This is a genomic window from Reella acinonychis, assembly GCF_052828705.1.
In genome coordinates, this window is record NZ_CM128256.1 from 1611228 (window position 1) to 1624845 (window position 13618).

Genomic DNA, 13618 nt, shown 5'->3' on the forward strand with positions numbered 1-13618 from the left:
AGCCTCATTTTTCATGAGGCTTTGTTTTTTAATCATTATTTCTTTGTTTAATTGCATCAGAAAGTTGTTGCAATAAACTTTCGGTATCTTCCCAGCCAATACATGCATCAGTGATACTTTGTCCATAAACAAGTTCTTTACCTTCCACAAGATCCTGACGACCTTCAACCAGATGGCTTTCTACCATCACTCCAAAAATCTGTTTTGAGCCATTAGATAACTGAGTACACACATTCTGGCACACATCCATTTGACGTTTAAATTGTTTATGGCTATTAGCATGGCTAAAATCCACCATAACATGACCGATACGCCCTGTTTTCTCAATATGTTGACAAACTTCGGCAACACTTTCTGCATCATAATTGGTTGCACTATCGCCACCACGTAAAATAATATGGCAATCTTGGTTACCCTTTGTTGCTACAATGGCAGAATGACCAAATTTAGTCACTGATAAAAAATAATGCGATGCTTCTGCAGCACCAATAGCATCTAGTGCAATTTTCACTCCACCATTTGTGCCATTTTTAAATCCTACTGGACAAGATAAACCTGAAGCTAATTCACGATGAACTTGCGATTCAGTAGTTCTCGCACCGATAGCACCCCAACTCATAAAATCAGCCAAATACTGCGGTGTAATCATATCAAGAAATTCCCCCGCAGTTGGCAAACCTAAATCATTAATATCTGCTAATAATTTACGCGCAATACGTAAACCGTCGTTTAATGCATAGGTATCATCCAAATAAGGATCGTTAATTAAACCTTTCCAACCTACTGTAGTGCGTGGTTTTTCAAAATAAACACGCATAATAATTTCAAGGTTGTCCTTATATTTATCACGCAATGCCTTCAAGCGTTTAGCATAATCTAGCGCCGCATTTGGATCATGAATAGAACAAGGTCCAATAATTACTAACAAACGATTATCCACGCCATGAATAATGTCATGCGCTTTCTGGCGTGCATTCTTTACCGTTTTTATCGCCACTTCACTTGCTGGATATTTTTCTAATAGCGCAACAGGTGGCAACAACTGTTCAATTCGTTCAATACGCGTATCGTCATTGGCGATACGAATTTCATTTTTACTTTTTGCCTTTGTCATATATTAATTCTCTTTTTGCTTCCCGATGTTATCCAAAAGACGAACCACACAAATCTTATAAAGTGCGGTTAATTTAACACATATTTTTGCACTGGTAAAACAGTACAATTATTTCATTTAATGATTGCTTAATACTTGAGCAGGATCTAACTTAGCCGCCCGATTCGCAGGATACCAACTTGCTACTAGGCTTAACAATAAGGCTGCAACTAATACGAGAAGCACATCTTGCCAATGTAATTCGCTCGGTAGGAAATCAACAAAATAAATGCCATCAGATAATAATTTCCAACCAAATAATTGCTCTAAACCTTGAATAAGTGCGGTTAAATTTAGCGCTAAAATAATGCCTAAAGCAATTCCTATCACACAGCCTTTCATACCAGCTTGTAATCCATACCAAACAAAAATACGCTTAATAAAACCATTATTCGCCCCTAGCGTTCGCATAATAGCTATATCGCTCGCTTTATCTTTTACCGCCATAATCAATGTTGAGACAATATTAAAACAAGCTACACCAATCACTAACACCATCGCAATATACATCACTGTTCGAATTAATTGAATATCACGATACATATAGCCAAATTTACTCATCCAGGTTTGTAGATTAAGTCGCTGCGGATAATCATAGAGTGCGGAGAAATCAAGATTATTCATATTGAAAGGAGTATCAACTTTCATTTCTATACCGGACACTTGCTGATCATTATAGCCCAGATATTGCTGCGCTTGATGGATTGGAATTAGAGCATAACTATGATCAAGCTGGCCATCTAAACGTAAAATACCACTCACTTGAATTCGCTCGCGATTTGGTTGTCCGACTTCTTCGCCATTATTTTGTGAAATAAGCAATGTCACCCAATCGCCGACATTCACGTCCAATTCTTTGGCTATACCATAGCCTAAAACCAAACCACTTTGTTCAGAAAACTGTTGCCATTGATTATCCAATACGAAATGCCCTAATGAGCTAACTTGATCTTGTGCGGCTTTATCAATCCCTTTTACCTGTACCACTTTCATTTTGCTGCCATTTTCCACTAAAGCGGTAAAATGCACAAAAGGAGAAACCGATTGAATATGAGGACTACTGGTTAATAATTTCTGTAATTTGCTTGATTGATCAATAGGACCATCCACTGACACAATTTCGCCATGAGGAACGACTGCCAAAATACGTTGGTTTAATTCACGCTCAAAACCGTTCATTGCACTTAATCCCAAAATCAGGACAGCCACACCTAAAGCAATTCCTAAAGTAGAGAAAAAAGAAATCAAGGAAACTAAATGATTTTTCTGTTTTGCGCGTTGATAACGCCAGCTAATAAAAAAAGGCGTGTTCATAATTACTCCGCTCGCAATACGCCATCTTGCATAATCATGCGGCGTTGCAATTTTTCAGCTAATTGTAAATCATGGGTAACGAGCAAGAAAGAAATGTGCTGTTCTTGATTAAGTTGTTGAATTAACTCAAAAATACTTTCTGTTGTTTTACGATCAAGATTACCGGTTGGCTCATCAGCTAACACTAAAGCAGGATCATTAACCAAAGCACGAGCGATTGCCACTCGCTGACGTTCACCACCAGACAAAGCTGAAGGGCGATGGGAAATTCGGTGAGATAATCCCACCGCACTTAACATTTTTTCTGCTCTATCCTGTGCTTCTGTTTTGTTTTTATTCGCAATCAACATCGGCATTAACACATTCTCAAGTGCGGTGAAATCTGCCATTAAATGATGAAATTGATACACGAAACCAAGGTATTGATTGCGTAATTTCGCTAGCTGGTCTTGACTCGCTTGTTGCAATGATTGCCCTTTAATAAAAATTTCACCACTTGATGGTTGATCAAGCCCACCCAATGTATGTAGCAACGTACTTTTCCCTGAGCCAGAAGAACCGACTATCGCCACTAATTCTTTCTCATATAAAGAAAAAGTAACCTCTTTTAATACTTGCGTTTGTTTATCGCCTTCTTGATAAAATTTACTTACTTTCTGGCAATTTAATAATATTTCATTCATATATTTTTTAACTGTAAAAATAGGGATTATTCATAACGTAGTGCCTGTGCAGGCTCAATTTGACTTGCACGATAGGCTGGATAAATCGTTGAAATTAATGATAATCCAAGAGAAAACAATACAATAATCAAAATTTGCGTTGCATTTAGTTCTGTTGGCAAGAAAATGCCATTTGGATTAATTAAATTAACTATTTGGCTTAAATTTAAAGTGATCAAAATCCCTAAAATGCAGCCAATTATGGTGCCAACTAATCCAACAAAGAAACCCTGTAAAATAAAAATACGCCCAACTTGGCGTTTGGTTAAACCTTGAGTTTGTAAAATGGCGATTTCACCTTGTTTATCCACCACCATTAAACTTAAAGAAGTAATGATATTGGAAACTGCAACCACAATAATCAGGCTAATCAGCAATCCCATCATATTTTTTTCCATGCGAACAGCTTGGAAAAATTCACCTTTTTGCTTGCGCCAATCGTCAATTTTCCATGCTGATTCAGGAAAAATTTGATTTAATTCGGTAATTTTAAACGGATCTGATAAACTTAAACGAACTGCTTGAACATTCTCTGGCTTAATACGCATTAGCCGCCCAATATCTGCTAAATTCGCAAAAGCAACATAGCTGGACACTTCTGATGAAGCCAAATAAATATCGCTTACCTTAAATAAGCGTTGTGCCGGCACTCGACCAAATGGTGTATATTGGCTATTTTCCGTCAACATTAACCGCACTTTATCACCAATTTGTACCTTTAATTGCTCAGCCAACTGTGCACCAATAATCAACTTAAATTCGCCCGTCGGTAATAATTGTGTCAGCTGTTCATTATCCAGATAATTCAATAAACGATCATCAGTAGGCCGTTGCACGCCAATGACTTGACCAGCACTAATACCATTTGCGGTTTGGAAAATCACTTGCGTCGTGTTGATTGGCACAACCTGTTGCACATATGGGTATTGTCTAAAATTAGGTAATTGTTTGTGCCAATTATCTTCCGCAAAATAGCCATCTTTATTCATCACAATAGCATGGGGAATATCAGCTAACACGTTGCTTTTCTGATAATTTTCCAATCCATTCATCACCGATAGCACAATAATCAATGCCATAACCCCTAGCACAATACCTGCACTGGCGAGGTTAGTGACTAATCGCCCGAAACGATCCGCACTTTTCGCTCGCCAGTAACGTAAGGCAATAAAAAGAGAAATGCCTAAATTCATTATTTGCCTGTTTCAAAAAACGTTTCTAAATTTAACCGCACTTTATCCACCAAAATCTCTACTGCTTGATCCGATGCCCAAGCGATATGTGGTGTTAAAAGTAAATTAGGCATGGTTTTAGCTGCAACCACAATTGGATTGTCTTTTTCAGGTGGCTCTTTTGATAACACATCCAATGCAGCCCCCGCCAAATGCCCTGATTTTAACGCATCTAATAAATCTTGTTCGTTTACTAAAGGACCACGTCCCGTATTAATTAAACAAGCCCCTTTTTTGAAATGTGCTAAAGTTTCTTTATTGATCAAATTATTGGTTTCATCTGTTAATGTACAATGCAAGGTCACAATATCAGATTGAGCTAACACTTCATAAAATGGGGTGTAACCTTCTCGACAACTCGTTGCATTACGATGTTCAGCATAAAGCACATTCATACCTAAGGCAGAGGCTAAACGCCCTACTTCTGCACCAAGGCAGCCTTTACCAATCACCCCTAATGTTGAACCTCTCACATCCTTAATTGGATGATCAAAATAGCAAAATTGAGAGCAATCTGCCCATTTGCCTTGTAACTGATCGCGATACCATAAATGCAAACTATGTTTTAAATTAAAAATAAAACCTAACACTTGCTCAGGCACTGTGACAGAGGAATAACCTGTTACATTTTTAACGACAATACCCAACTCTTTTGCTGCAACCGAATCAATATTGTTTGTGCCAGTTGCAGTCACTGCGATCAATTTTAAGTTAGGCAATTGTTGCATAGATTCACGATTAATGAGCACTTTGCTGGTAATTAAAATATCTGCATCTTTCGCTCGTTCTAATAATTGTTGTGGCGACGTTTCTTCATATTCAATCCATTCATGCGCAAATTTTGGGCGTGGAATAGGAATGTGTTTTGGTAATGCCGTACTATCAAGAAATACTATTTTCATTTGTGCCCCCTTTAGAAAATATGGAAATAAAATTGCAGCTAGCATAACAAAAAAAAGGCATAAGCGAAATAAAACTAAAATAAAACGAAAAAAAACCAGACCGCACTTTATATTTCATTTATATCCTCTATAATGACAGCTTTATGTTTACATTAAATAGGAATGCAAAATGACTGATATGAATACCGTTCTCGCCGAATTAAAGCGAGGTGTTGATGAAATTCTTTCTGAACAAGATTTGATTGAGAAATTGAAAGAAAACCGTCCATTAAAAGTTAAATTAGGCGCGGACCCAACCGCACCAGATATTCACTTAGGTCATACAGTTGTCTTAAATAAATTGCGCCAATTCCAAAATTTTGGTCATGAAGTAATTTTCTTAATTGGTGATTTTACAGGTATGGTTGGCGATCCATCAGGTAAAAATAGTACTCGTCCACCATTAAGCCGCGAAGATGTATTACGCAATGCAGAAACCTACAAAGAACAAATTTTCAAAATTCTTGATCCACAAAAAACACGCATTGTGTTCAACTCAAGTTGGTTAGGCGAACTTGGTACAGAAGGGATGATTCGTCTTGCGTCAAACTATACCGTAGCACGTATGTTAGAACGTGACGATTTCAAAAAACGTTTTACAAATCAACAACCTATCGCAATCCATGAATTCATCTATCCTTTACTACAAGGCTATGATTCTGTGGCTCTAGAAGCGGATGTTGAATTAGGTGGTACAGACCAAAAATTCAATTTATTAGTTGGTCGTGAATTACAAAAATCATCAGGACAAAAACCACAGGTTGCTATTACATTACCATTATTAGTAGGTCTTGATGGCGAGAAAAAAATGTCTAAATCATTAGGCAATTACATTGGTGTCACCGAAGCACCAAATGATATGTTTGGTAAAGTGATGTCAATTTCCGATGATTTAATGTGGGATTGGTATAACCTACTTTCATTCCGTCCATTAACTGAAATTGAACAGCTAAAACAAGATGTAGCAAATGGTAAAAACCCTCGCGATGTCAAAATTCTGTTAGCGAAAGAATTAATCGCGCGTTTCCATGACCAAGCTGCAGCAGACGCGGCGGAACAGGAATTTATTAACCGTTTCCAAAAAGGTGCAATGCCAGATGAAATGCCCGAATTTACTTTTGAAGGCGAAATTGGATTAGCAAATCTATTAAAAGAAGCGGGGTTAGTGCCTTCAACTTCTGAAGCGATCCGTTCAGCTCAACAAGGTGGCGTACGTATTAACGGCGAACAAGTATCTGATATCAAACAAGTTATCAGCGCTGGTACAACTGCGGTATATCAAGTGGGTAAACGCAAATTCGCAAGAGTAACAATTAAATAAAAATTTCTTTAATTAATATAATTAAAAAGTGCGGTTAAAAAATTATACGTTTTTAACCGCACTTTTTTATTTTTGAAATAAAAAATTAAGGGCGAACACCTAAAGTATGGCATAAGGCATAGGTTAACTCGCTACGGTTTAAGGTATAAAAATGGAAATCGTTCACTCCTTCTCTTGCAAGCACTCTCACCATATCAATTGCTACACTCGAAGCGACTAAATTACGAGTGGTTTGATCATCATCCAAACCTTCATACATTTTCGCTAACCAAGTAGGAATTTTCACATTAGTCACTTTCGCCATTTTTTGTAATTGTTTGAAATTGGTCACTGGTAAAATGCCCGGTACGATTTCGGCATCAATACCAATTGCTGCACAACGATCGCGGAAACGTAAATAGCTTTCTACATCAAAAAAGAATTGGGTAATCACATGATTTGCTCCCGCATCAATTTTTCGTTTTAGATTAATTAAATCCGCCTGAGCTGATTTAGCTTCAGGGTGCACTTCTGGATAAGCAGCAACAGAAATATCAAAGTCCGCCACGTCACGTAATAATTCCACTAAGTCAGAAGCATAAAATGGTTTCTTCACATAACCTTCAGGTTCATCACCACGTAAAGCTACAATGCGACGAATACCACTATCCCAATAGTCTTTAGCAATTTGACGTAATTGTTCTGGTGTTGCATCAATGCCTGTTAAATGTGGTGCAGCTTCTAATCCTGTTTGTTGCTTAATACTTTTCACAATGCTGTGAGTACGATCGCGCTCCCCTGAATTTGCACCATAGGTAACAGAAACGAACTTAGGATTTAATGGTTTTAAACGATGAATTGATGCCCATAATGTTTCTTCCATTTTTTCTGTTTTTGGTGGGAAAAACTCAAAAGACACATTAATTTTTCCATTTAAATCAGCAATATGTTGGTTTAGTGTATCGATTTGCTTTGCATAACTCATTGTTAAACTCCAATAACTCCGTATATATGTTGGATACTAAATTAAAATAAATTCTAACATACTTCAATTTCAAATATTTCAATTTTATTATGAATTGAATTCATAATAAGCCATTTGTAGTTAATGACTGAATTGGTTATACTTTTGCCATTCATTCCCTTTTTATATAGGCGTATCCATGAGTAAAAAAAGAAAAGCGCTATTAACTTTCTCTGCTGTCGCATTAGCCTTAGGCACTGCAGGTCAGTTTTACACCAATTATAAAATTGATCAAACCCTCAGCCAGTTTCCTTATCAATTAAAAGATCAATTTCATATTTCCGTTAGTGAAAGTAATCGCGATTTTATTACCAGAGATCTGACTTTTAGTATTGAACACAATGGTCAAAAAACCGATTTTATTCAGACAAAATTAACCGCACTTCCCGCTATGATTAATGCGGAATCAAAATTAACACCAGAAATCATCAAGTCACTGAATAAACAGCTAAATATTACTATTGATAAAAACACCATCATCAATCAATTTTTAGCATTTAGTGATAATTTAAGTTCTCGTATGATCACTGAATTTCGTGATGGAACTAATAAATCTCAAACCCTTGAATCTGAGTTAACCTACTCAAATAACAAACAAACCATTGCTTTACAAACCCAACTGTCAGGCTTTAACTATGACAAAATGTTAAACCTAAAAGAACTAAGTGGTGAATTTTTGCTAAGCCCTGTTAAAGATAGCTTATATGATTTAGTAAAAGCAGATTTAACCATTAAGAAAACGGATATTAATTTATTAGACGGCGACAACACTCATATTGGTATTGTTAAAGGTCAATATAAAATTGATAAGAAAATCACTGACATCGGCTATGATTTAGTTCAAAGTTTTAAAACACCAGGCATTTATTTTTCAAATAAAGCAACAAAATTTGATGAAGATAAAACGCGCTTTCAGGACTTTGCATTATCCACTAAACATACTGGTGTGCCATCTCACATCACATTTATCGAACAATTAAAACAGTTTGAAACAGAGAATTTTGATTTCAATAAATTACTACAATATGTTTCCGATATTCTGTTTAATAACCAACAATTTGAAAGCAAAATTGCAATAGGGGCCTTTATTTCACCAGAAAATGCCTTGGAATTCAAAAAAGCCGATTTTTCAACGACATTTAATAACCAAGATAAACATAACGTAGTCCATCAATATGAAACCAATATTGGTACGTTAAGCATTTCAGACAAAAATAGTAATGACTTACCTGCAATCACATTGACTGATCTCAATGGTAAAAGTGAATTCTCACAACTAGACTTAAGTGAGAACTTGGCATTTTTAGCTCGTTATACTCCTTCAAATATTAATGAATTAGATAAATCTAAAAAGAGTACCAAAGCTTTTTTAACTGACCTAAAGAAAATGGCGAGCAACTATAAAACGGAATTAACAAGCCAATTAACGCTAAAAAAACTTGCAATAAAGAACAAAATCAGTGGTGAAAATCTGCAATTAAACTATCAAGAGAAACCAACAAAAGACAGTTTAAATATTGATTCAAACATCAAAATTGGTAAGTTAATTGTTGAAGATCAACAAGTGCACTTTAAACAAAGTGAATTCAAATTACCTTTTGCATGGCTCAGTAATGATGAATTTTATCAAAGCTATATTTGTAATAACACTTTCTACTCTGTACTCTGCTTCTATCATTTAGGGGAAGAAGAATATGCTAATGTAGCGATTAAGATGTATCAAAAACTAGGTGGCGAAATTAATAATGCAGTTTTAACAAGTGAAATTGATACTTACCCGAAAGCAACGGGGCCTGCACCCGTTGAATTTAAACTAGATTTAACAACCAATGGAAAATTTATTGACCCTGTCGCTGTATTTTATGGTTCAGATAGTCCATTAAAACTAAATCTTACTGGCGCGCTATCAACCGAACTTACCCAACCAAATAAACCAGACACCTTATTCTGGCAACAAATTGCTCAAGCAATACAACAAGGACTATTTATTAAAAATGAACAAAATAATAAATATGAATTTGAACTCCGCTATGAGAATAACCAAATCTGGCAAAATAGTATAAAAGCAGAGGAAACTCAAAAAAGTATGGAATAATTAAATAACCAAAATTAAAGGACAGATTTAATCTGTCCTTTAATTTTTTAATCACGTTTCCGACTGAGCAACCACCAAGTAATCACAAGGAAAAGGGCACTTGGCATTAAAACACCCATAATAGGGGGAACATTGTAAACTAAACTCATCGGTCCAAAAATTTCATTCACAACGTAAAATAGGAAACCAAAGCAAATACCTGTTACAATTCGAGCACCTGCAGTCACACTACGCAATGGACCAAAAATAAAGGATAGCGCAAGTAACATCATAACCCCCACAGAAATTGGCTGAAATAATTTACGCCAATAAGTCAACTCAAACTTTTTGCTATCCTGCCCTGTTTGTTTTAAGAAACTAATATAATCAGATAAACCTGAAATAGAGAGCGATGTTGGTCGTATTGAGAAAATACCCAATTTATCAGGGGTTAAATTAGTATTCCATTTATCATTTAGTTTATTTGTGGTAACGATTTGTTCATCTTCGATAACTGAAGTATTAATATTTCTTAATAACCATTCACCATTATTAAATTGCGCTTGGTTTGCATGGCTAATTTGAGCTAATTGACGATTTTCATTAAAGTGATAAATGTAAACATCACTTAATTTCGCCTCTTCAGTTATACGACGGACAAAAATAAAATCATTACCATCTTTTGCCCAAACACCATTTTTTACCGACAACATTGCACCACCAGAAATCGCTTTTGCACGCATATCACGAGCATATTGCTCAGTTTGAGGGATGCCCCATTCCCCAATAATCATGGTAAGAACAACTAGTGGCAATGCAGTTTTCATTACCGCCAAACCAATTTTCATTTTGGAAAAACCCGCAGACTGCATCACAACTAATTCGCTACGGCTAGCTAAATTCCCTAATGCAATTAACGCCCCTAATAAGGCAGCCATCGGAAAGAAAGTTTCAATATCTTTTGGGATCGTTAATATCGTATAAATAACGGCCTGCATACTATCATAGCTGCCTTTACCTACACTGCGGAATTGTTCAACAAATTTGATAATTGCAGACAAACCAACAAGGGTAAATAAGGTCGCAAAAATAGTGCCAAGGATATTTTTTCCAATATAGCGTTCTAATGTATTCATCATATCTATGCCACCTTAGTGCGATTCAACGCATAGCGAAATTTATACATAAACGTACTTTCCCAACTATTTAATATAATGGCAAGTAACAAAAAGACGATGCTCACTAATGGCATCCAAAGCCCTGCATCTAATTTTCCAGCGCCACCAGCTGATTTCAATGCACTTTGTGCTAAGAAATAAATCAGATAAAGTAAAAGTGCGGGTAAAATTTTCGAAAATTTACCTTGGCGTGGATTAACGCGACTTAAAGGTACTGCCAATAATGCCATTAAAGGCACCGCAAGGATCAAAGTAATACGCCAATGTAATTCAGCTTTCGCCGCAGGTGATTTTGTCGCTAATAATTCGTTTAGTTGTAACACTTCAACTTCTGCTGCTTTATCATCTGCCATTTGACGACCAAGATAAGCCTGATAATCCTCAAAATGTGTAATTCGATAATCAGACAATACAGCCGTACCTTCAACACGTTGACTATTTTCCAAACTTAATAATTGGTCACCATTAGGTAGAGAAACTAATTTTCCTTTTTCAGCAGTCACCACTGCTGGTTTAATATTCTTCTTAGGTTTCATTTGGAAAATATAAATATCATTTAATGAATTGTCTTTTATTTCATTGACAAATAAAACAAAATCGCCATTATCAGAAGACATAAACTGTCCAGATGATAAGGCTGCAAGACGAGGATTTGCTTTCGCATCCTCAACAATTTCAGTTTGTTTCTTAATTGCCCATGGTGATAACCAGAGCGCATTATAAGTAGCAAGTCCTGCGGTTAAAACCGATAAAATCAAGGCAACTTTAACTAACAAGCTAGAACCAATACCACAGGCACGCATGACTGTAATTTCACTTTCTGCGTATAAACGTCCAAAAGTTAATAAAATGGCGATAAACAAACATAAAGGCAACATTAATTGCGCCATGGCTGGCATACCTAAACCAAGCAATGAAAGTACCAAATCTGCTGGCACTTTACCATTTGCTGCAGAGCCAAGTACGCGCACTAATTGTTGGCTGAAAAAGATCAACAGCAGAATAAACAAAATCGCTATCTGGCTTTTAAAAACTTCTTTGGTTAAATATCTATTTAAAATCACATTATCGCCTATTATTTCACTTGCAATTTATTGAAATTCGGTTAATTTAACGCATTATTTTTCACTTTTTGCGTCAATATTTTGCCGCATATAATAGCTCATTTTTCACTATAAAAACAGTAGGAATCACAATGAAATATTCAGCAAATTTAACCGCACTTTCTAGTGCTGATGCCCTATTAGTGGCAGTTTTCGAGCAAGGTAAATTATCGCCAACAGCACAACAATTGGACCATAATGGCGAAATGAGTGAACTGATAAAGTGCGGTGAAATTTCAGGCAAAATTGGGGAAATCACCCTATTGCGCCAACAAGGAAAACGCATTTTCTTAGTTGGTGCAGGCAAACAAAATGAAATAACTGAACGCCAATTCAAACAAATCACCGAAACGGCAATTAAAAACGTCAGATTGACAGCCGCAACGCAATTGGTGAATGCCTTAACTGAAGTACAAATTAAACAACGAGATCTATATTGGAACATTCGCTTTAGTATTGAAACCATTGAAAATAACCAATATGTGTTTGATCAATTCAAAAGCAAAAAAACTGAGCGTGCAGATAAATTAGAACAAATTATTTTCCATACAGAAGATATGCAAGCACATCTTGCTATTCAACATGCACAAGCCATTGCACAAGGTGTTAAAGCTGCAAAAGATGTGGCGAATTGCCCACCGAATGTGTGTAATCCAAACTATTTAGCTGAACAAGCAAAAACTTTGGCAAAACGCACTGCACTTTTAACCACAACGGTATTAGGTGAAAAAGACATGGCGGAATTAGGCATGCAAGCCTATTTAGCAGTGTCTCAAGGTTCACAAAATGAAGCAAAACTTTCTATATTAGAGTATAAAAATCATCCAAATCCTGATGCAAAACCTATCGTATTAGTGGGTAAAGGATTAACTTTCGATGCGGGGGGTATTTCACTCAAACCGGCAGCAGAAATGGATGAAATGAAATACGATATGTGCGGTGCGGCGGCGGTTTATGGTGTAATGAATGCGTTAGTTGAATTGCAATTACCTTTAAATGTCATTGGTGTGCTGGCTGGTTGTGAAAACTTGCCTGATGGTAATGCGTACCGCCCTGGCGATATCATTAATACCATGAATGGATTAACTGTTGAAGTGCTTAATACCGATGCAGAAGGACGTTTAGTTTTAGCAGATACTTTAACCTATGTAGAACGTTTTGAACCAGCAACTGTCATTGATATTGCCACCTTAACGGGTGCTTGTGTTGTTGCCTTGGGGCAACATAACAGCGGATTAATCACGAATGATGATGAACTTGCAGAGCAGCTTTTCCAAGCTTCTCAACAAACCCAAGACAAAGCATGGCGTTTACCATTAAGTGAAGAATATCAAGAACAATTAAAATCACCCTTTGCTGATCTAGCCAATATTGGCGGGCGTTGGGGCGGAGCAATTACCGCAGGGGCATTCTTATCCAATTTCACGCAAAAATACCAATGGGCACATTTAGATATTGCCGGCACCGCTTGGCTACAGGGCGCAAACAAAGGTGCAACAGGACGACCTGTCGCCTTATTAACACAATATTTAATTAATCAAGCGTAAAATAAAAGGGCGTTTTCTAACGCCCTTTAT

The 13618-nt window shown here is 36.5% G+C and carries 11 protein-coding genes; 3 read left to right on the forward strand and 8 right to left on the reverse strand.

Features of this window, described 5'->3' with window-relative positions:
• Positions 1-28: 28 nt before the first annotated feature.
• The 5 genes from aroG to ACUXZ4_RS07965 form a co-directional block, all read right to left on the reverse strand.
• Entirely contained in the window at positions 29-1114 is a 1086-nt protein-coding gene (gene aroG / locus ACUXZ4_RS07945) for a 3-deoxy-7-phosphoheptulonate synthase AroG (RefSeq protein ID WP_464972670.1), read from the reverse strand.
• A 117-nt stretch (positions 1115-1231) separates the two neighbouring features.
• On the reverse strand, positions 1232-2467 hold the full coding sequence (gene lolE / locus ACUXZ4_RS07950) for a lipoprotein-releasing ABC transporter permease subunit LolE (protein WP_464972671.1): 1236 nt from the start codon (positions 2465-2467) through the stop codon (positions 1232-1234).
• Between the two features lie 2 nt (positions 2468-2469).
• A complete protein-coding gene (gene lolD / locus ACUXZ4_RS07955; protein ID WP_464972672.1) occupies positions 2470-3150 on the reverse strand; it encodes a lipoprotein-releasing ABC transporter ATP-binding protein LolD in 681 nt (226 codons plus the stop codon).
• Between the two features lie 26 nt (positions 3151-3176).
• Complete coding sequence (locus ACUXZ4_RS07960; RefSeq protein ID WP_464972673.1) at positions 3177-4382, reverse strand: lipoprotein-releasing ABC transporter permease subunit; 1206 nt, start codon at positions 4380-4382, stop codon at positions 3177-3179.
• The gene (locus ACUXZ4_RS07965; RefSeq protein ID WP_464972674.1) at positions 4382-5323 is read right to left on the reverse strand and encodes a 2-hydroxyacid dehydrogenase; all 942 of its coding nucleotides are present in this window, start codon (positions 5321-5323) and stop codon (positions 4382-4384) included. Before ACUXZ4_RS07965 ends, ACUXZ4_RS07960 begins: the two co-directional genes overlap by 1 nt.
• Positions 5324-5492: 169 nt before the next feature.
• On the opposite strand from ACUXZ4_RS07965, the gene tyrS reads away from it, so the two are divergent.
• Positions 5493-6683 (forward strand): tyrosine--tRNA ligase, encoded by a 1191-nt coding sequence (gene tyrS, locus ACUXZ4_RS07970; protein ID WP_464972675.1) that lies wholly within the window; start codon positions 5493-5495, stop codon positions 6681-6683.
• Positions 6684-6768: 85 nt separating this feature from the next.
• Here the strand turns inward: tyrS and metF are convergent, their stop codons facing one another.
• Positions 6769-7647, reverse strand: coding sequence for a methylenetetrahydrofolate reductase (gene metF / locus ACUXZ4_RS07975; RefSeq protein WP_464972676.1), 879 nt, complete (start codon positions 7645-7647; stop codon positions 6769-6771).
• Positions 7648-7825: 178 nt separating this feature from the next.
• Here metF and ACUXZ4_RS07980 point away from each other — a divergent pair, with 178 nt between their 5' ends.
• On the forward strand, positions 7826-9781 hold the full coding sequence (locus ACUXZ4_RS07980; RefSeq protein ID WP_464972677.1) for a hypothetical protein: 1956 nt from the start codon (positions 7826-7828) through the stop codon (positions 9779-9781).
• A gap of 47 nt (positions 9782-9828) precedes the next feature.
• Here ACUXZ4_RS07980 and lptG read toward each other — a convergent pair whose 3' ends face one another.
• Both lptG and lptF read right to left on the reverse strand, forming a co-directional pair.
• The gene (lptG, locus tag ACUXZ4_RS07985; RefSeq protein ID WP_464972678.1) at positions 9829-10899 is read right to left on the reverse strand and encodes an LPS export ABC transporter permease LptG; all 1071 of its coding nucleotides are present in this window, start codon (positions 10897-10899) and stop codon (positions 9829-9831) included.
• A 2-nt stretch (positions 10900-10901) separates the two neighbouring features.
• On the reverse strand, positions 10902-12002 hold the full coding sequence (gene lptF / locus ACUXZ4_RS07990; protein ID WP_464972679.1) for an LPS export ABC transporter permease LptF: 1101 nt from the start codon (positions 12000-12002) through the stop codon (positions 10902-10904).
• A 131-nt stretch (positions 12003-12133) separates the two neighbouring features.
• Here lptF and ACUXZ4_RS07995 point away from each other — a divergent pair, with 131 nt between their 5' ends.
• On the forward strand, positions 12134-13588 hold the full coding sequence (locus ACUXZ4_RS07995; RefSeq protein WP_464972680.1) for a leucyl aminopeptidase: 1455 nt from the start codon (positions 12134-12136) through the stop codon (positions 13586-13588).
• Positions 13589-13618: the final 30 nt, after the last annotated feature.